The sequence below is a fragment of the Halolamina pelagica genome (genome assembly GCF_001307315.1).
In the GTDB taxonomy this organism is placed as follows: Archaea; Halobacteriota; Halobacteria; order Halobacteriales; family Haloferacaceae; genus Halolamina; species Halolamina pelagica_B.
Genome location: NZ_LGUC01000001.1, coordinates 1,013,243 through 1,037,437, shown reverse-complemented (window position 1 = coordinate 1,037,437; position 24,195 = coordinate 1,013,243). Strand labels below are relative to the sequence as shown.

At 69.6% G+C, this 24,195-nt stretch carries 19 protein-coding genes and 8 pseudogenes; 14 read left to right on the top strand and 13 right to left on the bottom strand.

What is annotated here, in order from left to right:
* Positions 1–110 precede the first annotated feature (110 nt).
* The 4 genes and pseudogenes from metG (at position 111) to SY89_RS05475 (ending at position 6,513) form a co-directional block, all read left to right on the top strand.
* Positions 111–2,191 (top strand): annotated as a pseudogene (gene metG / locus SY89_RS05490) (methionine--tRNA ligase).
* Between the two features lie 165 nt (positions 2,192–2,356).
* Positions 2,357–3,699 (top strand): annotated as a pseudogene (locus SY89_RS05485) (cytochrome P450).
* Between the two features lie 91 nt (positions 3,700–3,790).
* Positions 3,791–4,033, top strand: a complete 243-nt coding sequence (locus SY89_RS05480; protein WP_054583453.1) for a ferredoxin — start codon at positions 3,791–3,793, stop codon at positions 4,031–4,033.
* A gap of 78 nt (positions 4,034–4,111) precedes the next feature.
* A pseudogene (locus SY89_RS05475) lies at positions 4,112–6,513 on the top strand (DEAD/DEAH box helicase).
* On the opposite strand, the gene SY89_RS05470 reads toward SY89_RS05475, so the two are convergent.
* The 4 genes from SY89_RS05470 to SY89_RS05455 form a co-directional block, all read right to left on the bottom strand.
* Positions 6,514–7,089, bottom strand: coding sequence for an Sjogren's syndrome/scleroderma autoantigen 1 family protein (locus SY89_RS05470; protein ID WP_054583452.1), 576 nt, complete (start codon positions 7,087–7,089; stop codon positions 6,514–6,516).
* A gap of 99 nt (positions 7,090–7,188) precedes the next feature.
* A complete protein-coding gene (locus tag SY89_RS05465; RefSeq protein ID WP_054583451.1) occupies positions 7,189–7,566 on the bottom strand; it encodes a NifU family protein in 378 nt (125 codons plus the stop codon).
* A 69-nt stretch (positions 7,567–7,635) separates the two neighbouring features.
* Positions 7,636–7,971, bottom strand: a complete 336-nt coding sequence (locus tag SY89_RS05460) for a DUF5783 family protein (RefSeq protein ID WP_054583450.1) — start codon at positions 7,969–7,971, stop codon at positions 7,636–7,638.
* A 49-nt stretch (positions 7,972–8,020) separates the two neighbouring features.
* Positions 8,021–8,665 (bottom strand): DUF7504 family protein, encoded by a 645-nt coding sequence (locus tag SY89_RS05455; RefSeq protein ID WP_144427138.1) that lies wholly within the window; start codon positions 8,663–8,665, stop codon positions 8,021–8,023.
* A 141-nt stretch (positions 8,666–8,806) separates the two neighbouring features.
* Here SY89_RS05455 and SY89_RS05450 point away from each other — a divergent pair, with 141 nt between their 5' ends.
* From SY89_RS05450 to SY89_RS05435, 5 genes and pseudogenes are all read left to right on the top strand, one after another.
* Positions 8,807–9,628: a fumarylacetoacetate hydrolase family protein gene (locus tag SY89_RS05450; protein ID WP_054584670.1), complete on the top strand. Its 822-nt coding sequence runs from the start codon at positions 8,807–8,809 to the stop codon at positions 9,626–9,628.
* Positions 9,629–9,723: 95 nt separating this feature from the next.
* Positions 9,724–10,200 (top strand): hypothetical protein, encoded by a 477-nt coding sequence (locus tag SY89_RS16445; protein WP_144427137.1) that lies wholly within the window; start codon positions 9,724–9,726, stop codon positions 10,198–10,200.
* The gene (locus SY89_RS05445; RefSeq protein ID WP_463467454.1) at positions 10,157–11,053 is read left to right on the top strand and encodes a DUF7351 domain-containing protein; all 897 of its coding nucleotides are present in this window, start codon (positions 10,157–10,159) and stop codon (positions 11,051–11,053) included. Before SY89_RS16445 ends, SY89_RS05445 begins: the two co-directional genes overlap by 44 nt.
* Before the next feature lie 77 nt (positions 11,054–11,130).
* Positions 11,131–12,991: pseudogene (locus SY89_RS05440) on the top strand (helicase C-terminal domain-containing protein).
* On the top strand, positions 12,988–13,806 hold the full coding sequence (locus SY89_RS05435) for a hypothetical protein (RefSeq protein ID WP_054583447.1): 819 nt from the start codon (positions 12,988–12,990) through the stop codon (positions 13,804–13,806). Before SY89_RS05440 ends, SY89_RS05435 begins: the two are co-directional and overlap by 4 nt.
* 131 nt (positions 13,807–13,937) lie before the next feature.
* On the opposite strand, the gene SY89_RS05430 is transcribed toward SY89_RS05435, so the two are convergent.
* The 3 genes and pseudogenes from SY89_RS05430 to SY89_RS05420 form a co-directional block, all read right to left on the bottom strand.
* A complete protein-coding gene (locus SY89_RS05430) occupies positions 13,938–15,050 on the bottom strand; it encodes a 60S ribosomal export protein NMD3 (protein ID WP_054583446.1) in 1,113 nt (370 codons plus the stop codon).
* Positions 15,051–15,546: 496 nt separating this feature from the next.
* A complete protein-coding gene (locus SY89_RS05425) occupies positions 15,547–16,257 on the bottom strand; it encodes a fumarylacetoacetate hydrolase family protein (protein ID WP_054583445.1) in 711 nt (236 codons plus the stop codon).
* Positions 16,258–16,352: 95 nt separating this feature from the next.
* Positions 16,353–17,257: pseudogene (locus SY89_RS05420) on the bottom strand (NAD-dependent epimerase/dehydratase family protein).
* A 93-nt stretch (positions 17,258–17,350) separates the two neighbouring features.
* Here SY89_RS05420 and htpX point away from each other — a divergent pair.
* Positions 17,351–18,224: pseudogene (gene htpX / locus SY89_RS05415) on the top strand (zinc metalloprotease HtpX).
* 21 nt (positions 18,225–18,245) lie between these two features.
* Here htpX and SY89_RS05410 read toward each other — a convergent pair.
* Positions 18,246–18,488 (bottom strand): hypothetical protein, encoded by a 243-nt coding sequence (locus SY89_RS05410; RefSeq protein ID WP_054583444.1) that lies wholly within the window; start codon positions 18,486–18,488, stop codon positions 18,246–18,248.
* 78 nt (positions 18,489–18,566) lie between these two features.
* Between SY89_RS05410 and SY89_RS05405 the strand changes: the two genes are divergently transcribed.
* The 3 genes from SY89_RS05405 to SY89_RS18990 are packed head-to-tail and all read left to right on the top strand — an operon-like array spanning position 18,567 to position 19,835.
* Positions 18,567–18,791 (top strand): DUF7860 family protein, encoded by a 225-nt coding sequence (locus tag SY89_RS05405; protein ID WP_054583443.1) that lies wholly within the window; start codon positions 18,567–18,569, stop codon positions 18,789–18,791.
* Positions 18,792–18,831: 40 nt separating this feature from the next.
* Complete coding sequence (locus SY89_RS18995) at positions 18,832–19,197, top strand: PfkB family carbohydrate kinase (protein WP_054583442.1); 366 nt, start codon at positions 18,832–18,834, stop codon at positions 19,195–19,197.
* 5 nt (positions 19,198–19,202) lie between these two features.
* Complete coding sequence (locus SY89_RS18990) at positions 19,203–19,835, top strand: PfkB family carbohydrate kinase (RefSeq protein WP_054583441.1); 633 nt, start codon at positions 19,203–19,205, stop codon at positions 19,833–19,835.
* A gap of 10 nt (positions 19,836–19,845) precedes the next feature.
* Here the strand turns inward: SY89_RS18990 and SY89_RS17115 are convergent, their stop codons facing one another.
* The 3 genes and pseudogenes from SY89_RS17115 to nucS all read right to left on the bottom strand — a co-directional run bounded on the left by SY89_RS17115 (position 19,846) and on the right by nucS (position 22,372).
* The gene (locus SY89_RS17115) at positions 19,846–20,244 is read right to left on the bottom strand and encodes a PfkB family carbohydrate kinase (protein WP_239685516.1); all 399 of its coding nucleotides are present in this window, start codon (positions 20,242–20,244) and stop codon (positions 19,846–19,848) included.
* 736 nt (positions 20,245–20,980) lie between these two features.
* A complete protein-coding gene (locus SY89_RS05385) occupies positions 20,981–21,511 on the bottom strand; it encodes a 50S ribosomal protein L16 (protein ID WP_054583439.1) in 531 nt (176 codons plus the stop codon).
* Between the two features lie 61 nt (positions 21,512–21,572).
* Positions 21,573–22,372: pseudogene (nucS, locus tag SY89_RS05380) on the bottom strand (endonuclease NucS).
* 134 nt (positions 22,373–22,506) lie between these two features.
* Between nucS and SY89_RS05375 the strand changes: the two are divergent.
* Positions 22,507–22,818, top strand: coding sequence for a hypothetical protein (locus tag SY89_RS05375; protein ID WP_054583438.1), 312 nt, complete (start codon positions 22,507–22,509; stop codon positions 22,816–22,818).
* A gap of 2 nt (positions 22,819–22,820) precedes the next feature.
* Here SY89_RS05375 and SY89_RS05370 read toward each other — a convergent pair.
* Positions 22,821–23,605, bottom strand: a pseudogene (locus SY89_RS05370) (enoyl-CoA hydratase/isomerase family protein).
* Positions 23,606–23,650: 45 nt separating this feature from the next.
* Positions 23,651–24,073 (bottom strand): DoxX family protein, encoded by a 423-nt coding sequence (locus tag SY89_RS05365; RefSeq protein ID WP_054584669.1) that lies wholly within the window; start codon positions 24,071–24,073, stop codon positions 23,651–23,653.
* Between the last annotated feature and the right edge of the window lie 122 nt (positions 24,074–24,195).

The window sequence follows — 24,195 nt, the reverse complement described above, 5'->3', positions numbered from 1 at the left end:
GATCGGCCGTTTTCACCGTACACGTAAGGGCCGTTCGGCCGCCGCAATCCTCGCCGGGCGACCACTGAAACCGGCGGGCTTTAGGCCCGCATCGATCAATCCACGAGTAGATGAGCCACGAGGAGCTCCCGACCGACCGTCCCGCGGTGGTGACGTGTGGACTGCCGTACGCAAACGGCGATCTCCACATCGGTCACCTCCGTGGGTACACCGCCGCGGACGCGGTGAACCGCTCGCTGAAGAAGCTCGGCCAGCAGTCGGCGTACGTCTGTGGGTCGGACATGCACGGCACCCCGTCGCGCTCAACTCCGCCAAGGAGGGCGTCTCCCCGGAAGCGTACGCGATGGAGTACCACCGGAAGTACGAGGAGACGTTCCCGAAGTTCAACGTCGATTTCGACAACTACGGCCACACCCACGACGAGACGAACACTGAGATCACCCGCGAGTTCGTCGAACGGCTCGAGGACGCGGGCTACATCTACGAGGGCGAGATTCTCGTCGCCTGGGACCCCGAGGAGGACCAGCCCCTCCCCGACCGCTACGTCGAGGGGACCTGCCCGTACTGCGGCGAGCATGCCCGCGGCGACGAGTGTGACGAGGGCTGTGGCCGCCACCTCGAACCCGGCGAGATCGAGAACCCCGTCTCGACGCTGACGGGCAACCCCGCGGAGTACCGCGAGCGCGAACACAAGTACTTCGCCGTCTCCGAACTCGCGGACTACCTCTCGGAGTTCCTCGACCGGCTCGAGGGCACCTCGAACGCCCAAAACCAGCCCCGTGAGTGGATCGAGGAGGGGCTCCAGGACTGGTGTATCACGCGAGACATGGACTGGGGGATCGACTACCCCGGCGAGGAGGAGCTCGTGCTGTACGTCTGGGTCGACGCGCCGATCGAGTACGTCTCCTCGAGCAAGCAGTACTCCGAGCGCGTCGGCGCCGACGAGTACGACTGGGAGGAGGTTTGGGGCCGCAACGGTGGCGACGGCGGCGAGATCGTCCACGTGATCGGTCGCGACATCATCCAGCACCACACGATCTTCTGGCCGGCGATGCTCCACGCCACGGACCACGCCGAACCGCGCGCGGTCTGTGCGACGGGCTTTGTCACCATCGACGGCAAGGGGCTCTCGACCAGCCGCAACCGCGCGATCTGGGCCGAAGAGTACCTCGACGAGGGGTTCCACCCGGACCTCCTCCGCTACTACCTGACCACGATGGGCGGGTTCCAGCAGGACCTCGACTTCACCTGGGAGCGCTTCCAGGAGCGCGTCAACGGCGAACTGGTCGGCACGGTCGGCAACTTCGTCTACCGGTCGATGCTGTTCGCGGCGCGCAACTTCGACGGCACGCCCGACGCCGACGTGAGCGACGAGGTGCGCGAGCGCATCGACGCCGCCGTCGAGCAGTTCGAGAGCGCGGTCAAGAACTACGACGTGCGCACTGCCGGCGACGCCGCGGTCGAACTCGCGCAGTTCGGCAACGAGTACATCCAGCAGCACGAGCCGTGGCAGCTCGAGGACGGCAGCGACGAGCAGGCCCAGGTCATCCGCGACTGCCTGCAGGTCGCCACCGCCGTCGCCGTCCTGCTCGAGCCCACCTGTCCGGAGAAGGCCGAGACGGTCTGGACCCAGCTCGGTATCGACGCCGACGTCCACGCCGCCGAGACCGACGCGGTCCACACCGAGCCGGGCGCCTTCGACGAACCGGACGAGCTGTTCGAGAAGATCGAGGACGACCGCGTCGACGAACTGGACGAGGCGCTGGACGCGAAGATCGCGGCAGCGACTGCCGACGAGGACGACACTGAGGACGACGACGCCGAAACTGCAGACTCAGCCATGGACGAGAGCGACTTCGAACCCCTGATCGACGAGCGTATCGACTTCGACACCTTCGAGAGCCTGGACATCCGCGTCGGCCGCATCGAGTCGGCCGAGGGCGTCGAAGGTGCGGACAAACTGGTGCGGCTTTCGGTCGACATCGGCGTCGAGACCCGCCAGATCGTCGCCGGGCTGAAACAGCTCCACGACGTGGACGACCTGACCGGCGAGAAGGTGATCGTCCTCGCCAACCTGGAGAAGGCGGAGCTGTTCGGCGTGGAGTCGAACGGGATGGTGCTCGCGGCGGGCGACCAGGCGGACCTGCTGACGACGAGCGGCGACGCCGAGCCGGGGACGAAGGTGCGGTAACGGCGGGTGCAGGCGTTCCGTGACGACGGTACGGTGACGACGGAAGCAGCCGCCCTGCGCCACTGACCGAAACTGCCGGGCTGTGGCCGTAACGGGCCGACGCTCGGCCGCGACAGCCGTGTCGCGGAACCGAGATTTATACCCTGTCGTCCCCTAGGTTACACAATGTCTCGAACCCCGCCCGGGCCGAAAGGACAGCCGGTATTCGGGAGCAGTCGGCAGTACGCTCGCGACCCGTTCCGGTTCGTCACGCACTTAGAGGAGGCGTACAGCGGCGTCTGCCAGTTCGACATGGGGCCGCTCGAGACGTACATGGTGACCGACCCGGCGGAGATCGAGCGGATCCTCGTCGCCGACGCCGACCGGTTCGGCAAACCCGATTTTCAGGACGACGCGCTCGGCAGCCTGCTCGGTGAGGGGCTGCTGCTCAGCGAGGGCGAGACGTGGCGACAGCAGCGCCGACTCGCCCAGCCAGCGTTCGACATGTCGCGGCTGTCGGGGATGGCCGACCGCATCGTCGACCACACCGAGTCCCGGCTCGCCGACTGGGGCGACGGCGGGCAGTTCGACGTCGAACAGGAGATGACGACGGTCACCATCGACGTGATCCTCGACCTGATGATGGGCGTCGAGCTCCCGCGCCACCGGCTGGAGCACGTCCGCGAGCAGTTGGAGCCGCTGGGGATGCGGTTCGAGCCCGACCCCGTCCGCTTCGCGCTCCCGGAGTGGGTGCCGATGCCGGGCGACGCCGAGTTCGACGCCGCCGTCACGGAGTTGGAAGCCGTCATCGACGACATCGTCGCCCAGCGCCGCGACGACATCGGCGACGCGGACGATCCCGACGCGCCGATGGACTTCCTCTCGATCCTGCTGCGGGCGCGGGAAGCGGGCGAGCAGACCGACCGACAGCTCCGCGACGAGATGATGACGATGCTGCTTGCGGGCCACGACACCACCGCGCTGACGCTGACGTACACGTGGTTCCTGCTGTCCGAACACCCAGAGGTCGAACGCCGGCTCCACGAGGAAATCGACGCCGTCGTCGGCGACGGCCGGCCGACGGCCGAAGAGCTTCGGGAGCTGGAGTACACGGAGTGGGTGATCAAGGAGGCGATGCGGCTCTACCCGCCGGTGTACACGATCTTCCGCCAGCCGCGTGAGCCCGTCGACGTTGGGGGGTACACGATCCCGCCGGAGGCGTCGATCATGCTCCCCAGTGGGCGGTCCACCGCTCCGACGAGTACTGGACGGACCCGGAGACGTTCGATCCCGAGCGCTGGCGCCCCGAACGGACGCGGGAGCGCCCCCGGTTCGCGTACTTCCCCTTCGGCGGCGGGCCGCGTCACTGTATCGGCAAACATCTCGCCATGCTCGAAGCCCGGACCATCGTCGCGACGACGGCCAGTCAGTACCGGCTCACCTACGAGGGCCAGCGTCCGCTCGAACTGCTGCCGACGCTGACGGCGCACCCGCGCAACGGGATGCCGATGCGGGTCGAGCGCCGCTGAGCGGCCGTCGACCGGCGCGCGGCCGAGCCTCGGCGCCGACCTTCCCGGCCAACACCAACCACTTACGACGGCTCGCGTCGAACCGCCGGCCATGCGCATCGAGTACGACCGCGACACCTGTATCGGGATGTTCCAGTGCGTCGCCGAGTGGGACGCCTTCGAGCGCGACGAGGACGCCGGGAAAGCCGTCCTCGTCGACGCCGAACCGAAAGACGAGGACCTGTTCGTCCGCGAGGTGCCCGAGGACGCCGAACTCGACGCGAAGTTCGCCGCCCGGGCCTGCCCCGTCGACGCCATCCGCGTGTACGACGACGACGGCGAGCAGATCGTCTGAGCCGTCCCGGCACGCCCCCGTTTCAGTTCCACCACGCTCGCCGAACCCTTATCGGCGAGCGCGCCCCAGTACCTGCAAATGGCGGCCTCCGACGACGTCGGCCGGATCGACCACCCGCTGCTGACGCCCGATTTCCTGGAGCGCCGGCTCTACCAGCTCCAGCTCGCGGGCACCGCCCAGGAGGCCGACACGCTCGTCTGTCTCCCCACGGGGCTCGGGAAGACCACCGTCTCGCTGCTCGTCACCGCCGAGCGACTCGACGAGGTCGGCGGCAAGGCGCTCATGCTCGCGCCGACGAAGCCGCTGGTCCAGCAGCACGCCGAGTTCTACCGCGAGGCACTCCAGGTTCCGGACGACGAGATCGTCGTGTTCACCGGCGAGGTCAGCCCGGACGACCGCGCCGAGCTCTGGGAGTCGGCGACGATCGTGATCGCGACGCCCCAGGTCGTCGAGAACGACCTCGTCGGCAATCGCATCTCGCTGTCGGACGTGACCCATCTTACCTTCGACGAGTGCCACCGCGCGACCGGCGACTACGCCTACGTGTACATCGCCGAGCGCTACCACGCCGACGCCGCCGACCCGCTCGTGACCGGGATGTCCGCGTCGCCGGGCGGCGACGAGGAGGAGATCCTGCAGGTGTGTGAGAACCTCGGGCTGACCGAGGTCGAGGTGATGACCGAGGACGACGCCGACGTCGACGAGTTCACCCACGACACCGACGTGCAGTGGGAGCGCGTCGACCTGCCCGAGGAGATCCTGGAAATCCGTGAACTGCTGAACGAGGTGATCACTGAGCGGCTGGAGGACCTGAAGGAGCTCGGCGTCACCAACGCCACCAGCCCGGACCTCTCTCAGAAGAAGCTCAACGGCATGCGCGCCGAACTGCAGAAGCTGATCAACAACGACCAGAGCGAGGGGTACCAGGGGATGAGCACCCACGCGGAGATCATGAAGCTCCGTCGCGCGGTCGAACTCGTCGAGACCCAGTCCGTCGAGTCCGTCCGGCGCTACTTCGAGCGCCAGCGCGAGGACGCCCGCTCCTCGGGGGCGTCGAAGGCCAGCCAGCGCATGGTCAGCGACCCCGGGTTCGCCGCGCGATGCGGAAAGCCGACACGTACGACGAGCTCCACCCGAAGTTCTCGAAGGCCCGCATTCTGCTGGCCCAGACCCTCGGCATCGGCGAGGGCGAGCGCGTCATCGTGTTCACCGAGTCCCGCGACACCGCCGAAGCCCTGACCGAGTTCCTCGGGCAGAGCTTCGAGACCCGGAAGTTCGTCGGGCAGGGCGACAAGGAGGGCTCCGACGGGATGACCCAGAAACAGCAGCAGGAGCGCCTCGACCAGTTCCGCAACGGCGAGTTCGAGGTGCTGGTCTCCACCTCGGTCGCCGAGGAGGGGCTCGACGTGCCGGAGGTCGACCTCGTGCTGTTCTACGAGCCGGTCCCGACCGCGATCCGGTCGATCCAGCGGAAGGGTCGAACCGGCCGCCAGGCCGAGGGGAAGGTGGTCGTCCTGATGGCCAACGACACCCGGGACGAGGCCTTTTTCTGGATCGCTCGCCGCCGCGAACAGGAGATGGAAGACGAGCTTCGGGAGCTGAAAGGCGTCGCCGACGAGGTCGAGGCGGAGCTCGACGACGCCCAGCAGGCGCTCTCGGCGTTCGGCGACGCCGATAGGGAACGCGAAGAGCGCGTCGAGCCCGGGCTGACCGACTTCGAGAGCGAGAGCGAGAGCGAGAGCGAGAGCAGCGCCGACGGCGCGGACGCCGCGTCCGACCCTGCCGAGGAGGGGGTCGTCGCCACTGCCGACTCCGACCCCGAGGAGGACGTGATCGAGGTCGTCGTCGACCAGCGCGAGCTCGACTCGCCGATCGCGAAGGAGCTCTCCCGCCGGGAGGGCGTTCGGACCCGGCTCGAGACGCTCGAAGTCGGCGACTACGTGCTCTCCGACCGCGTCGCCGTCGAGCGCAAGTCGGTCGCGGACTTCCTCGACACGCTCACCGGCGGCGACCGCTCGATGTTCGAGCAGGTCGGCGACCTCTCGCGGGCGTACGCCCGGCCGGTGGTGATCCTCGAAGGCGAGGATCTCTACGGCGAGCGCAACGTCCACCCCAACGCCATCCGCGGCGCGCTCTCCTCGCTCGCCATCGACTTCGATGCCAGCGTACTCCGCACGGAGGACGAGGACGACACTGCCGACCTGCTGGAGGTCGTCGCGGGCCGCGAACAGGAGGAGAGCGACCGGACGGTCTCCGTCCACGGCGAGAAATCCGGGAAGACGCTTGCCGAACAGCAGGAGTACGTCGTCGGCAGCGTCGCCGACATCGGCCCCGTGACGGCGCGGGCGCTGCTCGAGGAGTTCAAAACCGTCGAGGCGGTGATGACCGCGAAGAAGGAGGACCTCATGGCGGTCGACGGCGTCGGCGAAGTGACCGCGGATCGACTGCGTGAGGTCGTCGGCTCGGACTACTCGGGTTGACTACTCCACCGCGTCCAGCGCCTCGGCTGCTTCTTTCGCCGCTTCGAGCCACTGCTTCGCCGTCCGCGGATCGCTCGCCTCGTTCGCCTTCCGCGCGCTGCGGGTCACCGCGCGCTGGAGTTCAGCCCGCGGGCCGTCGGCCGGCGTCGGCGCCTCGCTCGTCGTCGGCGCTTCGCCAGTCGGCTCCTGGCTGCTCTCGTCGACGTACTCCGTCGGCGCGGCGTTGCCCCGGTCGGGTTCGGTCCGCGTCGGCTCGGCACTGACCGGCTGGGGAGCCTGGCGCTCGGCCGGCTGCTGGCTCGCGGGCTGCTGGCGCTGTCCCGAGGACTGCTGCTGTGTCTGCTCGCCGGCCTGTGCCGCGTCGTCGGCGCCACCGCCGTGACAGGTCGGACAGAACGTGCGATCGCCGTCGCGGAACAGGGGGTCGCCGCAGTTTTCGCAGTGCTCGTTGGTCATCGTCGCGCCCTGCAGCAGCAGCTCGCTCATGCGCTGGGTCTCCTGGCGCTTCTGTTGGTCCTTCTCGAGTTTCTCGCGGAGTTTCTCCCGCTCGGCCTCCTTGTCGAACTCCTCGCTCATGGGCGTCGGTTGGGGCTCCGGGGCAAAAAGGCGTGGTAGTCCGAGAACGCCAGTGCCGCGGCTAGGCGGCTGAAAACACGGGAACTGAACGGGAGCGAGTTAGAACGGAGCCTGCGGACCTTCGTCGTCCTCGCCGTCGTCGTCGCCCTCGCCCGGGAAGGAGGGGCTCATGCTGCTGCCGCCGGTGCCGCCGAGGTCGCCGTCGGCGCCGGCGCTCATCCCGGTGTCGGCCTGTACCGTCTCGATCTCGGGGATCTCCTTGACCATCCGGGACTTGATCGCCTGGATCGTCATCGGGGAGATACCGCAGCCCGAACACGCGCCGCCGAGCTGGATGTGTACTTCGCCCGCCTCGCGGTCGAGGTGGGTGATCGAGGACGAACCGCCGTGCATCTGGATCTGCGGGAAGTTGCGTCGCAGGAAGTTGCTGACGCGCTCGCGAAGGTCGTCGTCGCCGGACTGGCTCTCCGTGCTCATACTTCGGCTTGGCGAGCGGGCGGCTTATGCCTTTGGTTCGGGTCACCCCGAACACGTTCGATAGCCGGCTCAGCCGTCGGTTTCGGGCTGTTCGACGCCCAACAGCTGGTGGAGTTCGGCGGCGATCACGTCGGTGTACTGCTCCAGCGTCTCGTGCAGCGTCTCGGGGTCGACGCTCACTGCCGTGACGCGGTCTGCGGGGTTCTCGGGGAGTTCGACCTCGAAGGCGCCGTCGACGAAGTGGGGCTCGGACTCGTTGAGCACCTGCTGGTCGATCACGTGGATCAGGTCCGAGTCGTGGTGCTCGCTCATCGTCTCGAACGCGTTCTTGTACGCGCGCTGGAGCTCGGTGAAGTGGTCGGTGTACTTCTCCTCCTCGAACGTTTCGGGGTCGAACTCGGCCATCGGCGACGATTCGCGAGGCGGGGCCAAAAGTGGGGCGACTCGGCCGGCCTCAGAACGCGACCCAGTCGGTGGGCTCCCGTCGCGACTCCTGGTAGCGGAACGCCCGTCCGTCGTCGTCGCGCCGGGTGGTGATCACGGCGTCGAACGGCTGGGTGAGCGTGGTGACCGCCTGCTCGGTCGCGGCGTCGTCGTCGATGACGGCGACGGCGGGCCAGTCGAGCCCCTTCGCCTCCGCGAGCAGCACGCGGAGGAACTGGTAGACCCGCTCGGTCTCCCAGTACATCAGTAGCTCCGACACCGAGTGGACGCCGACGGCGGCGTGGTCGGCGTCGGCCTGAACCGAATCGACCAGATCGGTGAACTTCACGCCGACTTCGGTGAGGTTCTTCGGCGAGGAGGCGTAGCGAACGAGCCCGTTCTCGTCGCCGTCACGCCCCTGGGCGCGGCTCGCGCAGTCGACGATGCCGAAGCAGTCGGGGTCGCCGTAGTCGGCGAAATCCTCGCGGGCGCCGGTCGCCTGCCGGCTGGTGGAGACGAGCAGCCCGCAGTCCGCGAGGGCGTCGAGCAGCCGGAGGAGCAGGTCGTACTTCCCGGACATCGCGGGGCCGCGCACCAGCACGCTCCGACCCACCGCGAGCTCGGCGATCGGGATGGCGGAGTCCAGGGTCTGGGAGGTGGGCTCCTCCATTCTCATACGCCCACCTCTCGGGGAGACCACAAAACGCTGTTCCCTGTTCACCCGTCGGCAGTCGGGACGTTGATGAAGGTACGTGCCAGTGACGAGGTATGGCGACTGCTCTACGAACCGCTGACCCGACGCTGGGGGGTGGCGCTGATGCGGTACCTCGCACGAACCGCCGACGGCGACGCGCTGCTGGGCGACGACGACGGCGTCGTCCCGCTCGAGGCGGCTGTACCAGAGCACACGAGCGTCCGCGACGCGCTGCCCGCAGCGGCCGCCGGGACGCTCCCGGGCGCCGACGACGCAACCGCCGAGCGAACCCCTCGCGGGAACTACTCCCTCGGCGCCCCCGTCGCGGAGCCGGGGAAGCTGTTCGGCATCGGCCTCAACTACGTCGAACACGCCGGCGACCTCTCGGAGGACGCGCCCGAGGAGCCGGCGAGCTTCTTCAAGCCGACGACGGCCGCGACCGGGCCGGGCGGCCCCATCCGCCTCCCGCCCGCCGAGATCAGCGACCGCGTGACCGCCGAGGCCGAACTCGCGGTCGTGATCGGACGGACCTGCCGGAACGTCGACGCCGCGGACGCCGACGACGTGATCGCCGGCTACGTGCCGGTGATCGACATGACCGCCGAGGACATCCTCCAGCGCAACCCGAGGTTCCTGACGCGCTCGAAGAGCTTCGACACGTTCCTCGTGTTCGGTCCCCACATCGCGATGCCCGAACCCGGGGCCGACCTCGCTGACACGACCGTTCGCACCGTGATCGACGGCGAGACGATCGCGGAGAACGTCGTCGGGAACATGACGTTCTCGCCCCGGGAGCTCGTGGCGTATCACTCCGACGTGATGACGCTGCAGCCGGGCGACGTGATCTCGACCGGCACGCCCGGCGCGGGCGTCATCGAACCCGGCTCGCACGTGCGTGCGGAGGTCGACGGGTTCGGCGGCGTCGCGGCGGACGTGACCCGATAACTGACAGCGATCGTACAGTAGCGATCTTCGGTTCGATCGCGAACAGAAACATAGTTCTGATTACACTTTTTGGGCCGGGTAGCCACGTGGTAGACGTGACGGACCACAACCCATCCCCCCACGGTAGTACAGACCCGACGATCGACGCTCACCCCAAGGACGGCGCCTTCGTGGCTGCCGTCGTCGTTCCCGCCGTCGTGTTCGCCGCCGTCTGGGCGATACAGGCCCCGACAGTCGCGGCCGGCGTGGCGGGCGTCGCCGTCGGTGCCGCAGCTGGCAGGTACGAGGTGCCCGGCCGCATCGTCGGCGAGACGCCGACCACTATACGTGGGAGGAACCCCGACACCGAGGCGTCGACGCCGCCCGCCGGGGGCCGGCCCGGTAACGGCGACGCGGGCGGTGTTCCCCCGGGCTCCGGTGGAACCGACCGCCGCGAACTCTTTTCAAACGTGACAGCCAACGAGTGGGTATGGCTTCCGGACCCGACCCGGACTCGGCGGCGTCCCGCCGGACGACGCGTTCTCGACCCTGGGCAGCGAGATCCGACTCGACATCGTCCGACGGCTAGGTGACGCCGACCGCCCGCTCTCGTTCTCCGAACTCCGCGACGCGGTGGACGTTCGCGACTCCGGCCAGTTCAACTACCACCTCGGGGAGCTTGTCGGCCACTTCGTCGGCAAGACCGAGGAGGGGTACCGCCTCCGGCAGGCCGGCGAGCGTGTGGTCGAGGCAGTCCTCTCGGGCACGGTGACGGAGACGCCCGTGATGGAGCCGACGCCGGTCGACGAGGACTGCCACTACTGCGGGGCGCCTGTCGAGGTTCGGTACCGACAGGAGCAGGTCGACGTGTTCTGTCCCGAGTGCAGCGGCGCGTACGACGCTGGGCACGCGCCGGCCGAAGCCGAGATCCCGCCGGGGTACGGCTGGCTCGGCGGGATGCCGCTCCCGCCGGCGGGGTTGGACGGACGGGACGCCGACGAGGTGTTGCGGGCGGCGTTCAGCCTCGGGCAGACCGAGTTCGTCACGGCGAGTACGGGGATCTGCCCCCGGTGCTCGGCCCGGACCGAGCGCACGGTCGAGGCCTGCGACGACCACGGCGCCGACGGGGGTGTCTGTTCGGACTGCGGGCGCCGGCGGTCGGTCGTGTTCGGCTCCGCGTGTACGAACTGCAACTACGAGGCCGCGGGCGGCGTGCTCATGGCGCTGTTCGCGGAGACGGAGTTCCTGGCGTTCATGACGAACCACGGGCTGAACCCGATGAACCCCGACTCCGTCACCGCCTACCTCAACGCGATCTCGAACTACGAGACGGTCGTCCGGTCGCACTCGCCGCTCGAGGTGGAGATCCGCCTGACCGTCGACGGCGACACCTTCACCCGGACGATCGACGAGGCGTTCCTGAACGCCGGGACGGCGGAGTCCTGATCCCGCTGGCCCGGGTCGTCCGCCCCACCACGTCGGAGCGCTACATTCATCCGCCCGACCGCGTACCACTACACAGAGTGGAGCCCGCCCGCATCCCGGAGTCGTTCCCCGCGCCCTCCTACCGCGGCAACCAGGAGCGGGCGCTCGCGGACATCCGCGACGCGTTCGCAGCCGGGAACGATGTCGTGCTCGTGCGCGCGCCGACGGGCAGCGGCAAGTCCCTCCTCGCGCGCTCGATCATGGGTGCGGCCCGGACCGTCGCCGAAGCCGACCCCGCCCAGCCCACCGGCGCCTACTACACCACGCCGCAGGTCAGCCAGCTCGACGACGTGGAGGCCGACGACCTGCTCGACGACTTCCGGGTGATCCGGGGAAGAACAACTACGACTGCATCCTCCCCGGCGAGCACGACACGCCGGTCGATCAGGCCCCCTGCGTGCGCAAGAAGGGGTTCGACTGCACGGTTCGCCACCGCTGTCCGTACTTCTCCGATCGCGCGATCGCGTCGAACCAACCCATCGCGGCGATGACGCTCGCGTACTTCATGCAGACCGCCGGCAGCGACGTGTTCCGGATGCGCGACGTGGTCGTCGTCGACGAGGCCCACGGGCTCGCGGAGTGGGCGGAGATGTACGCGGCCGTCGAGCTCTCCCCCGGCGCGTGCCGGTCTGGGACGACGTGAACGTGCCGGACGTGACCGCGGCCACCGGCGATCCCGTCGAGGGCGCCGTCCGGTTCGCCGAACAGCTGCTCGAGCGCTGCGAGGCCGAGAAGGACGGACTGCTCGCCAAGCCCGAACTCACGCCCGAGGAGGCCGCCCGCCGGGACCGCCTGCAGGAGCTGATCAGCGAGCTCGCCTACTTCGCGGAGGACTACCGCGACCCAAATTCGCCGACGACGTGGGTCGTCGACCAGCCCGAGGGCGCCGGCGGCGCCATCTCGATCAAGCCGCTCGACCCCGCGAAGTACCTCAAGCACACCGTCTGGGACCGCGGCTCGAAGTTCGCGCTGCTGTCGGCGACGATCCTCAACAAGGAGGCGTTCTGCCGCGGCGTCGGGCTCGACCCCGAGAACGTCGCCCTCGTCGAGGTCGGCCACACGTTCCCCGTCGAGAACCGCCCGCTGTACGACACCACCCAGGGGAAGATGACCTACGAGCACCGCGACGAGACGCTCCCCAAGATCGCCGATCTGGTCGTCCGGCTGATGGCGAAACACGCCGACGAGAAGGGGCTGGTCCACTGCCACTCCTACGGGATCCAGGAGCGGCTCACGGAGCGGCTCGCCGAACTGGGCGTCGCCGGCCGGGTGCGCGTCCACGACCGGGAGAACCGTGACGCCCAGCTCGAGGCGTGGAAAGCCAGCGACGAGCCCGAGCTGTTCCTCTCAGTCAAGATGGAGGAGGCCCTGAATCTGGAGGGCGACCTCTGTCGCTGGCAGGTGCTCTGCAAGGCGCCGTACCTCAACACGAAGGACTCACGCGTCGAACAGCGACTGGAGGAGGGGCAGTGGGCGTGGTACTACCGCGCCGCCCTCAGAACCGTGATCCAGGCCTGCGGCCGGGTCGTCCGCTCGCCGGAGGACTACGGCGCGACCTACCTCGCGGACGACTCCCTCCTGGAGCTGTTCGACCGCGCGAGCACCGACATCCCGGGGTGGTTCCAGGAGCAGGTCGACCGCCTCTCGACGCCGACGCTGCCCGCGGCCGACCCCGCGGCCGCGCTCGCGGGCGTCGACGCCAGCCCGAACGCGCGCTCGTCGGGGTGGTCCGGGCGGGGCGCCAGCCGCCAGTCCGGCGGCTCGACGACCTCGTCGTCCTCGGGATCGTCGTCGACGCGTTCGTCCAGTTCGGGCGGCGACGCGCCGGCGAACAAGACCGAGGCGGAGGCGGCAAAGCGTGAGAACCATCCCCTCTCGGATGTTTGGGGTGACGGATGAGCCGACTCACCGACGCCATCCGTGCACGGTTCGGCGAGGACATCTTCCGCCGGATGGCGATCGCGGCCGTACTGACCGCGCTGCTGATGGGCTCACTCGGCGTCGCCGACCCGTTCTACTCGCCGCCGGAGCCCCGGACCGTCGACACCGACGCGCCGCCGGAACAGGTCGCACTGGACGCGCTGAACACCACGGCGACCAACGACTACCGGATGGACTGGATCACGCCCTGTGACCAGGAGAACGTCACGCGCCGCGACGGCGGCTGTGTGTTCCTGCGCTACACCGTCGAGCGCAGCGACCGGGAGTTCGACACCGACAACGGCGAGGGATACTTCGGCAGCGGCCCGGACGTGTACGCCGACGCGGTCAGCGCGACGTACTACGACTTCCCCGAGGGGCCCGACCGGAGTCGCTCCCGGGCGCTGAACCTCTGGGAAGGCGCGGATCGCCTCGACCGGAGCGATCTGGCGGCGACGCTCGCGGACTCGGCCGTCGAGACGACCGTCTCGGAGTCCAACGGGACGATCCGGCTGCGGACCGACAACGACACGGTCGCGAGTCGGCTGCTCGGCACGTCTGCGAACGCCTCGGCGCCGCCGGAGTCGTTCGACGCCAACGTCACCGTGACCGTCGACGCCGATTCGGGTCGGCTGCGGGCGATAACGATCTACTCGGCCAACGGCAACGACACCGACTGGCAGCGCTACCGCTACGACCGGTGGAACGACGTAACCGTCGAGCGTCCTGCGGGATCGAGTCGGCCGATCCTCGGCTGGGTGTTCGACGCGATCAACCGCGAGCACCGGCCGTAGAACCGGGTTTCACAGCGCCAGCGCGTAGGCGAACGAGGAGCCGAGCATCAGGACGGTCAGCACGACGGCGAGCACCTGTTTCCACTCCATACGCGACCTAGCGGCGCCAGCGGCTTAACTTCCGTCGCCGATCAGGCGTCCTCGCCGGGCACCATGTGTAGGCCGGCGCGGGACTTCAGCACCAGCACCTCGTCGGCGTTCGTGTCGAAGAAGTCGGGCCGCGGGATGCTCACCGTCTCGAACGTCTCGGGGTCGAGCACCTGTACCGCGTGCTCGTCCTCGACGGCGACGACGGTGGTCTCCACGGCCTCCTCGCGCTCACCGAGTCGGAGCGCGTCGGGGGCGTCTTCCTCGTCGAACCGGGCCTCGTAGCGTTCGCCGGAGGCGAGTCGCGTCCCCTTGAGGTTGCCGCGGACCGAGGTGACGAGCACCGGGCCGTCGCCGTCCTCGGGGTCGATGATCTCGTCCGGGCGATAGCGCGGCAGGCGGACCGAGAACGTGACGCGGTACACCTCGTTGCCGTCGGAGTCCTCGGTGACGAGGGTGGCGTACTCCTCGAAGTCGCCGCCGAACTCCTCGACCAGCCGTTTCGAGAGCGCGCGGCCGAGCTTGTTCGTCGAGAGCTTGATGTCGGCGCCGTCGTCGACTTCTTTCGCCTCGGTGACGAACGCGTCGCGGTCGCCGTCGGCCTCGCGCTCCTGGACCATCTCGTGGGCGATCTCCATGGCGCGCTCGCGCTCCGCCTTCGTGGGTTCGCGCTCGTCGGCGCGGACCTGCACCTCGCCGGCGTAGGCGCCGCCGGAGATGCGGCCACAGCGCTTGCAAGTGCCCCGCGAGACTTTCACGGGCACCACGACCTGCTCCTCGACGGGCGTGCCGCGGACGATCCCGGAGAACGTGCAGTGCATGCGGATGGTGTTCTGGTCGACCTGTTCGGGCTCGACGCCCCACTGCACCTGCTCGGCCTTGAGGTGGACCCCGAGGGCTTCGGCCACCTCGTCGACGGCCACGTCGGTGTAGTCTTTCGCGCCAACGTCGACCCAGCGGTTGCCGCGGTGGACCGCACCACAGCGCGAGCAGACGAGCACCTCGATCCGGTCGGGCGCGTCGACGAGGTCGAACTGCTCGAAGTAGCAGGCGTCACAGAGTGCGGCGTCGCGGTCCCGCGGCTCCCCGGGGAGCGGCTCGGGGCGCTCGGGCACGTCGTCGCCGCAGCGAGGGCAGAACTCGCCGGACTTGCTCATTACCGAAAACTGGACGGTTCGGACTGATAAGGCCCGCGCTATACGGTGTGTGGGTTCGGAACCCCGCTTTCGGCGGCTTCCGGACTGCGACGGCGAACGTCACCGCGGAGTGAGCATGACCACTTGTGACCGCACCGCCGAGCACCGCGGCCACAACCTCCCGAGCCGACTCGCTCGGGTTCCCCCTCGCTCGTCCCTCGCGCGCTCGTTCGCCCACGCAGGGGCTAACGTCGCGCGCCACCGCGGCCGCGCTGCGGTCGCGGTGGACGCCCCGGGGGCGTCGCCGAGAGCCGAAGACTCTCGGCTGCCAACCAGAACTCTCCGATTTCTGGTGACGCCGATTGTCGGCGCCCGCGGGGGAGGGGTGGGGATTCGGCACTGCGCCGGACCTCGTTCCCGGCGCGTGGCGGTCGCAAGTGTGCTACGAACGAGATGCCGTTGCCGATGCGGTCGCTGTCGCTACTACTGACACCGAGAAGCTTGCCTCCCCATCCGACTATTCGACCGTGTTCCGCAGCGTCCCGACCCCCTCGTACCAGATCTCCACCTCGTCGCCCGGCTCGATCGTCCCCGGGTTCCCCGGGCTCCCGAACGCGATGGCGTCGCCGGGCCGGAACGTGAACCGCTCGGAGAGGAACGAGATCAGCTCGTAGGGACCCCACAGCATCAGCTCCGTGTTCGCCGCCTGCCGGCGCTCGCCGTTGATCTCGGTGTACATGTCGAGGCTCCGCGGGTCCACGTCGGTCTCGATCCACGGCCCCAGCGGCCCGGAGCCGTCGAACGCCTTCCGCGAGGTGAGCCCCGGCTGGTCTAGCGCGTCCACGTCGTTCATGATGGTGAACCCCCGAACCACGTCCTCGGCTTCCGCGGGCGTGAGGTCGCGACAGTGCTCGTCGATCACCGCCACCAGCTCGCCCGCGTACGTCACCTCCTCGGAGAACGTCGGGTACGGGATCGGCGCCTCGTGGGAGACCACCGACGCCGGCGGCTTGATGAAGAACGTCGGCTGCTCGGGGCGCTCGTACCCTTTCTGCTCCAGCGTCTCGGCGTAGTTGCGCCCGATGCAGTAGAGCGCCGAGGGCTCACACGGCGCGGCGAGATCGCCGTCCTCGCCCACCACGTAGCGTTCGCCGTCGCTTTCGACCGCACCGTCCTCGTACTCGCCGGCGACGACGCCGTCGTCGGTCTGGATCCGTGCTAGTCGCATGGCTGAAGCTCCGTCGGCGGGGCCAAAGGGGTTCGCTTCGCGGCCGATATCGACCCGTCCAGCCCCGGATCAGTTCCGCGTCCGTTCGGGATCGATCAGTCCCGCACCAGCTCCGGCCGCGGAACCGCCTCCTCGGCGGCGTCGCGCCAGGAGTGCTCGGGCGTCCAGTCCAGCAGGGATGCGGCTTTCGCGACGCTGTAGGCGCCGCCGTCGCCGTCGACGCCCGGGCCGGCCTCGGGAACGTCGCCGTAGTAGCGCGCCAGCAGTTCCTCGAGTGGTTCGCCCAGCGCGTTGTCGGCGGCGACGCAGTTAAACGCCTCGTGGCCGCCATCGGGGGCGAACGCGGTCGTCAGTGCCGCGTGGACCATCTCGGCCACGTCGCGGGCGTCCACGTAGGACCAGTAGTTTCCCGCGCCGGCGGCGAGATTCCCGGTGTAGTCGGGGTCCCGGCAGGGGTAGCCGCCGGGCTCCTGGATCCAGGAGGGGCGGATCGACGCGACCTGCACGCCGTGGCGTCGGGCGACGCCGGCGGCGACCGCCTCGGCGGCGACTTTCGAGAGGCCGTAGCCGTCTTCCGGCCGCCGCGGGTGGGATTCGGTGACCGGAAGCTCGTCGGGGAGCAGCTCCTCGTCGGCGAAGAAGAAGCCGTAGGCGCCGTCGCTGGACGCCTGCACGACTCGAGCCCCGCCTCCCCCGCGGCGGTAAGCACGTTGTACGCCGCGACGGCGTTGTTCTCGAACACTTCCCCCTCCGGGTGGCGCCCGAGCGCCGGGATCGCGCCCCAGTGGACGACGCCGTCGGGCTCGACGCTCGCGACGAGCTCCCGGACCGCGCCGCGGTCGGTGAGGTCCGCGGCGCGGAAGTCGACGTTCTCGACGGGCTCGGCGCCGAAGCCGGGGTGGTCACGGTCGACGACGACGACTTCGTTGGCCTCGCGCAGGCGGTCGACGACCCAGCGCCCCGAGGCGCCGCGGCCGCCGGTGACGATGACGGTGTCCATACCGACCCACCAGCCGCCGGCCTGAAAGCGTCCCCGGTGGCGGCGACGGGACTGGCGAGGAGGGTTTAAACCGCTGAACGCCTATTCACCGGTATGGAGTGGAAAGCGGACTGGGGGCTCCGGGCGCGCATGGCGATCACCATGCTGCTGCTCGGCCTCCTCTATATCGTCTTCATCGCCGCGCTCTCGCTGACGGATATCGGCATGAGCGGGATCGTGGTCGTGATGGGGCTGTTCATGGTCGGCCAGTTCTTCTTCAGCGACAAGCTCGCGCTGCGGAGCATGGGCGCCCGCGAGGTCGATCGGGGGAGTACCCCGAACTCCACGGGACGATCGAGCGCCTCAGCCAGCAGGCCGACCTCCCCAAACCCACCGTCGCCGTGGCGGACTCGGAGGTGCCCAACGCCTTCGCCGCCGGGCGGTCCCAGAAGAACGCGACCGTCTGTGTGACTCGGGGCTGCTGCGAACCCTCGACAGCGAGGAGATGGAGGGCGTGCTGGCTCACGAGCTCGCCCACGTCAAAAACCGGGACGTGATGGTGATGACCATCGCCTCGTTCCTCTCGACGCTCGCGTTCATGGTCGTGCGCTTTGGCTTCCTGTTCGGCGGCGGCCGAAACCGGCAGGGCGGCGGCCAGGTGCTGGTCGCGATCGGCGTCTCTTTCGCGGTCTGGATCCTCTCGTTCGTGCTGATCCGGACGCTCTCGCGCTACCGGGAGTATGCGGCCGACCGCGGCGCCGCCGCGATCACGGGCAACCCCTCGGCGCTGGCGTCGGCGCTCATGACCATCGACGGCAGCATGGACCGCGTGCCACAGGAGGATCTCCGGGAGACAGCGGAGATGAACGCATTCTTCGTGATCCCGATCCGCTCGGGGGTCATCGGCAAGCTGTTCAGCACCCACCCGAGCACCGAGAACCGCGTCGACCGCCTGCGCGAACTCGAACGAGAGATCGAGACGCAGTAACCGCTCGCCGTTTTTTCGGAGTCAGTGCAGCAGCGACAGCAGGCGCGTGCCAACCACGTCTCGGCCGACCGCCACGACGCCGCCGTACAGCGCGATCGCTCCCAGCACGAGGAACCAGACCGAGAGCGGCGTCACCCCGGCCGCGAGCAGCTCGACGGCGGTGCGCTCCGACAGGATGCCGGCGTAGGTCAGCAGGCCCGACAGAAGCGTGTACGCCAGCAGCGTGGCGAGTTCGATGAGTATCTCCGTGACTCCGGAAGCCATACCCCGAATTCGCGCTATCTCGTATACGCCTTTCGACCTCACAAGACGTATGTAGCGACGCGACAACCGTGAACCGATATGGGCAGATACGGATCGATCGACTACTCGTCGACAGTCAAACGCGGCCTCTTGCTGGGGCTGGTGCTCATGGCCGTGGGTGAAACTGGCGGCTATCTCGCAGAGAACTACGTCAGCATCCCGGGGTGGGAAGAGTCGCTGTTTCTCGCCACCGCGGTGGTCGGACTGCTCGCGTTCGTCCTCAGTCCGATCGTGTTCGGCATCGTGCTGCCGCTGACCGAGTAGCCGCCGAGGCTTTTTCACCCGACCGCCCGAGCGGCCGGATATGTTCGACATCGTCGGGTTCGGCGAGGCGACGCTTCGACTGCGCGCCGGGCGCGGCCGCCAGCTCGCGGACACCGACTCCTTCGACGCCGCCGTCGGCGGGCCGGAGCGAAACGCCGTCGTCGCGGCGGCGGGGCTCGGCGCCGACGCCGTCTGGCTCTCCCGACTCCCCGACTCGCCGCTGGGCGAGCGTGTCGTCGCGGATCTGCGCCGACACGGCGTCCGGACCGGCGTCTCGTGGGCCGACGCCGACGCACGGCTCGCGACGGCGTTCGTCGAGACTGGCCCCCAGCCACGGGGAGCACGGTCGTCCGCGACAGCGAGGGCGCCGCCTTCGAGGGGATCCACGCCGAGAACCTGCCGCTGAACGCGGTGCAGAACGCCGACCGCTTCCACGTCACGGGCGCCACGGTCGCGCGGACGGAGCAGACGGCGGCGGCGACGGAGTCGCTGCTGGCCGCGGCCGGGGACGGCGACACGACCACCGCGTTCGACCTCCACTACCGGAGCCGGGACTGGTCGCCCGCGGCCGCACGCGAGGCCTGCGAGTCGCTGCTCCCCGCCGTCGACGTGTTGTTCGTCTCCTCGACGGCGGCCCGGGACGTACTCGGCGAGGAGGGGGATTCGATCGAGACTGCCCACGCGCTCCGGACGGACCACGGCCTCGAGACGGTGGTGCTGCTTCGGAGCGACGGCGGCGCGCTGGCGGTCCACGACGACGAGGTTCACGAGACCGAGGCCGTTCGTGGCGAGTCGGTCGACGACGCGGGCGCCCGCGACGCGTTCGTCGGCGCGTTCCACGCGAAACGGATCGCCGACACCGCCGAGGCGAGGGGCGCCCACTCCGACGGCGACGGCACACCGGGGAGCGAGGGGATGTCGCCCCCCGCTGTCGGCGATGCGCTCGAGTGGGGGGCCGCCGCCGCGGCGCTGGCGCGGACGCTCGACGGCGACTCGGTCAGTGTCTCCCGTGGGGCGGTGGAGCGGATCGTCGCCCAGCGCTAGCCGCCCGCGGTCAGTCGGCGTTCCCCACCAGACCACGGTCGGCCAGCCACGTCCGGAGCGTCGCGGCCGAGGCCGTCTCGCTCGTCGCGACGTAGTAGCTGGCACACGCGTTCCCGCAGGCCAGCGCGACCGGCCAGTCCCAGCCGGCGCCGAGCCCGACCGCAAGCCCGCCGTCGAAGCGATCGCCCCCGCCGACCTGGCGCTGGGCGTCGACGGTGGGGTTCTCGACGCGAACGACGCCCTCGCCGGTCGCCGCCAGCGCGGCCTGTTTTCCGTGTTTCACGACCGCCGCGGCGTCGAACGCCTCGCGGACGGCGACGACGCGGTCCTCGTCGTCGACCGGCGGGGCGGGCGGGGCCGGCAGCGCCGCCGCGAGCGCGCGGAGTTCGGTTGGGTTGACCGAGAGCACGGCGTCCACGCTGTCGCCCAGCGCGCGGACGGCCTCCCGGAGTTCCTGGTGGTCGTCGAGGTCGCCCCCAGCACGTCGCCGGGGTCGAACACGAACGGCACGCGTCCGAGCGCCGCCGCGCCGAGTTCGTGAAACGCCTCGGCCATGCCGGGCGTCGAGACCCAGTTCGCACAGACGACGGCGTCGACGCCGAAGACGGTCGAGAGCGGTGCGGCTTCGCGGAGGTCGGCCAGCGACCACCCGGTGAGATCGGGCGACGCCTCCACTAACAGGAGATCACTGTCCACGAAGTCGAGGACGTTCACCTTCGCCGCCCGCCCCATCGAGACGGTCTCGAACGGCAGGTCGGCAAACACGTCCCGGCCCGGCTCGGGGTCGTCGAGGTGGCCGTAGCAGGCCGCCCTGGCGCCGAGTGCGTGGGCCTGTTGGGCGGCGTTGACCGCCTGGCCGCCGGGTTCGACGAACCGCGGCTCGAGATCGAACCCCTTCCGGCCGTCGGCGCCGGCCTCGCGGGCGAACGTTGTCCGGCGGTTGACTGGGTCGAGTGCGCCCGTCGAGAGCCGACAGTAGCGGTCGATGCTCCCGTCGGGGAGCGTCGTCACCGCGGGCGCGGGGTCGTCGGCCAGCCGGCGGGCGAGTCGCTGGTAGGGCACGCGACGGCGTTCGACCGGGGGAAGAAGGGTGCTACGCTCGGAAGCGTCGCTGGGGTGGAGAGAGCGCGAAAGAAGCCGCGGGGTTACCGGACCAGCAGATCCTCGCCGCGCTCGACGACGATGCGGCAGGGCGGCGACATCTTGTTGTACGCGCGGCGGAACGCTTCCTTCACTTCGTCGGCCTGGTCGACCTCGCAGTAGGCCGTGAAGATGTTCTCGCCCTGGTTGATGCGGGCGGCGGTGCCGACCGGCTTCCCGAACGCCTGCCGCATCCCGTCGGAGACACGGTCGGCGCCGGCGCCGGTCGCCTGTTTGTTCTCGCGGAGCACCTGGTGGGGGAACTTCCGCAGCACCATCTTGTAGTTGCCCTCGCCGAGGGTCTTGATCAGGTGGCGGTTGGCGGAGAGCCGCGCGGACTCGAGCGAGCCGTGGCGGACCTGCAGGGTCTCCTCGGGTCGCAGCGAGATCTTGACGGGGTAGTCCTGCGGGTCAGCCTGCAGGTCGCCCATGTTGTGCTGTGCGATCTTCGAACCGGGGATGCCGGTGATGTACTCACGCCGGGTGTACGACGGCTTGTCGATCTCCCGGTACATTGAGGCGGGCTTGTCAGACATAGCTACTTGGCTGTTCTGAGGCCCAGGCGGCGATTAAAGCCTTCGATGCGTCGCCGCCGCGTCAGTCCGCCCCGTCGTCGGCGTCAGTCGAGCGCTCCGGGGCCGTCGTCGACCCCCTGCCGTCGCCGCTTGGCGTCGTCGACGACGCCGGGGGCGAGAGCGGGACGTGCGAGAGCCCCTTCTCGGCCAGCAGCTCCCCTGCCCGATCGGTCACGGAAGGGGCGACCAGCACGCCACGAACTTCGGTCCCGTCGGGCAGCTCGCGCGCGAGCGCCTCGACGTAGCGGCCCAGTTGGCCGGCGGCGTCCGGCCCGACACGCCGGCGCTTGAGTTCGACGACGACCGGCCGCCCCTCGTCGTCGTGGCCGAACACGTCGACGGGGCCGGCGGCGGTCGCACGCTCGGTCGCCGCGGGCTCGAAGCCGGGCTCGACCAGTTCTGGTTCGTCCAGGATTCGATGGCGGAGATCCTCCTCGCTTCCGTACACGTCGACGCTCCGGCCGCCGGTGACCGGGAGCGCCGACACCTGCTCGACGCGGTCGAAGCGCACGTCCAGCCGCTCGTCGGGGTTCTCGCGCACGCTGCGGACGCGCAGGCGGCCATCGCGCACGGCGGCGCGGTGCTCCGACCCCGGGGGTTGCCAGTTCACGGGCGTGCGCTGTTCGTCGGTATGGACGAGCGCGGTCCCGTCGGGTTTGAGGATCAGCAGGCGGTTGCCGGCCCCGAGCGAGGAGGCCGCGCGGCCGTCGTACTCGACGGTGCAGCGACCGAACACGGTGACCAGCTCCCGCGCTCGAACGCCGCCGACAGCGCCGAGAGCGCGTCGCGGTGCGTGGGCCGGTGGAGAGTGGTCACGCTCACAGTTCCCGTTCGGCGTGGACGGACAAATGGCCGACGGTCCCCCGAACCGGGGTCGTCGACCCCCGGCCACCGGAAGCTGACAGCCGGTGAACGGAAGCCGTAGCACATACAGTCCCCCGGGAAAACGGGGAGGTATGGTCGATCCAATATTCACCTACATCGCCGGAATCGCCTTCCTCGTCCTCATCATCGCCCCGGTGCTGTACCTGCTGTACGCCGAAGCGGACACGGAGGCGGGCGACGAGTACCCGAGCGAGAGCGTCGTCGGCGGCGTCGGCCCCGTCGCGGAAGCCGGCGGCGATACCGAAGCCGACACCGCGGCCGAGGCGGAGACCGAGGGAGACGGCGCCGAAGCGGCGGGTGACGAGACGGACGACGATACCGAGTCGGACGATGGTGAGGCCGAAGACGAGGCGGTCGACGAGCCGGAGCGCGACGACGCCTGAGGTTACTTCTCGACGAACTCGTCGACGCGTTCGCGGCGCTCCTCGCTCTCGAACTGCGCCCACCAGAGCGACGCCTCGCGCTCGCGGGCCGTCGCGGGATCCGGCGCCGCGACGGCGGCGTTGATCGCCTGTTTCGCCCGCGTCCGAGCGTCGTCCCCGACTGTCCGCATCGATTCGACGAGTTCGGCGACGCGCGCCGGTAGTGTGTCAGCCGCGACAACGCCAGTCAGGAGGCCCGCCTGCTGGGCGCGCGCGGCGTCGACGCGCTCGGCAGTGAACACCAGTTCCTTCGCGGTCGACTCGCCGACGGCGTCGACGAGCCGCCGCGTCGCGCCGCCGGTGGGAGCAGCCCGACCGCGGCGGTCGGCAGCCCGAACGTCGAGCGCTCGCTGGCGACCCGGAGATCGCAGTACAGCGCGAGCACGAGACCGCCGCCGATGCAGAACCCGTCGATCTTCGCGATCACGGGCGCGTGACAGTCGTGTGGCGCCCGGAAGACGTCGTGAAAGCGCTCCTGTCGCTCGCGCTGGTCGGGATCGTGGTCCTCGAACGGCCCCGCGTACTCCGCGAGGTCGGCGCCGGCGGAGAACGCCTCGTCGCCGGCGCCCTCGATCACGACGGCGTCGACGGCGTCACGGTGGCTCTCGATCTCCGCGAACGCGCGACCGAGATCGTGCATCGCGGCGGTGTTCAGCGCGTTGTGCGTCGCCGGCCGGTCGATCGTGAGTGTCGCGAGGCCGTCCTCGACGCGCACGTCGAGGTGGCGATAGGGACCGTACTCGGGCATAGTCGGCGCTGGTCGGGGCGCGGGCAAAGAGCTACCGGGGTCGGCTCACGCGTCGTCTTCCGCCGGCCGGGTGTACAGCCACGCCCAGCCGATCAACACCGCCTGCATCGGGAGGCGAACCCAGGCCGCGAGCCGGGCCACGTCGTTCAGTCGGTCGGGCACCAGTTCGGGCGCGACGTCGTCGGTCACGGTGTAGACGTTCGCCGGAAACACGGCGACCAGGAGCGCAACGATCCCCCACGCCGAGAGCCGGCGGGTCCGCTCGAACAGGACGCCGACGCCGAGGAGGATCTCGGCGACGCCGGAGAGGTAGACGAGCGCCGTCGGCCGCGGGAGCCGACGCGGCACGACCCGTTTGAACGCGTTCGGCGCGCGGAAGTGGCTCACGCCGGCGACGACGTAGAACAGCCCCATGACGTACCGGAGCCGGCGCCCGCTCCAACGAGACGACGTGTCGGGTTCGGTCATCGTCGGCACGTCGGCTCCCGACGCGAAGAACGTTCCCCGTCGGGCGCGGAACTCGGTCGTCGGGACCGATCCACCCGTCGTGCGGTCCAGATTCATCCCGGCCAGACTGTTTATTTCCTTTC

What these genes read in the sequence shown, in the direction of transcription:
- SY89_RS05480 (WP_054583453.1), top strand. Translation starts at nt 3,791, where the DNA reads ATGCGCATCGAGTACGACCGCGACACCTGTATCGGGATGTTCCAGTGC.
- SY89_RS05470 (WP_054583452.1), bottom strand. Translation starts at nt 7,089, where the DNA reads ATGAGCGAGGAGTTCGACAAGGAGGCCGAGCGGGAGAAACTCCGCGAG.
- SY89_RS05465 (WP_054583451.1), bottom strand. Translation starts at nt 7,566, where the DNA reads ATGAGCACGGAGAGCCAGTCCGGCGACGACGACCTTCGCGAGCGCGTC.
- SY89_RS05460 (WP_054583450.1), bottom strand. Translation starts at nt 7,971, where the DNA reads ATGGCCGAGTTCGACCCCGAAACGTTCGAGGAGGAGAAGTACACCGAC.
- SY89_RS05455 (WP_144427138.1), bottom strand. Translation starts at nt 8,665, where the DNA reads ATGAGAATGGAGGAGCCCACCTCCCAGACCCTGGACTCCGCCATCCCG.
- SY89_RS05450 (WP_054584670.1), top strand. Translation starts at nt 8,807, where the DNA reads ATGCGGTACCTCGCACGAACCGCCGACGGCGACGCGCTGCTGGGCGAC.
- SY89_RS05435 (WP_054583447.1), top strand. Translation starts at nt 12,988, where the DNA reads ATGAGCCGACTCACCGACGCCATCCGTGCACGGTTCGGCGAGGACATC.
- SY89_RS05430 (WP_054583446.1), bottom strand. Translation starts at nt 15,050, where the DNA reads ATGAGCAAGTCCGGCGAGTTCTGCCCTCGCTGCGGCGACGACGTGCCC.
- SY89_RS05425 (WP_054583445.1), bottom strand. Translation starts at nt 16,257, where the DNA reads ATGCGACTAGCACGGATCCAGACCGACGACGGCGTCGTCGCCGGCGAG.
- SY89_RS05410 (WP_054583444.1), bottom strand. Translation starts at nt 18,488, where the DNA reads ATGGCTTCCGGAGTCACGGAGATACTCATCGAACTCGCCACGCTGCTG.
- SY89_RS05405 (WP_054583443.1), top strand. Translation starts at nt 18,567, where the DNA reads ATGGGCAGATACGGATCGATCGACTACTCGTCGACAGTCAAACGCGGC.
- SY89_RS18995 (WP_054583442.1), top strand. Translation starts at nt 18,832, where the DNA reads ATGTTCGACATCGTCGGGTTCGGCGAGGCGACGCTTCGACTGCGCGCC.
- SY89_RS05385 (WP_054583439.1), bottom strand. Translation starts at nt 21,511, where the DNA reads ATGTCTGACAAGCCCGCCTCAATGTACCGGGAGATCGACAAGCCGTCG.
- SY89_RS05375 (WP_054583438.1), top strand. Translation starts at nt 22,507, where the DNA reads ATGGTCGATCCAATATTCACCTACATCGCCGGAATCGCCTTCCTCGTC.
- SY89_RS05365 (WP_054584669.1), bottom strand. Translation starts at nt 24,073, where the DNA reads ATGACCGAACCCGACACGTCGTCTCGTTGGAGCGGGCGCCGGCTCCGG.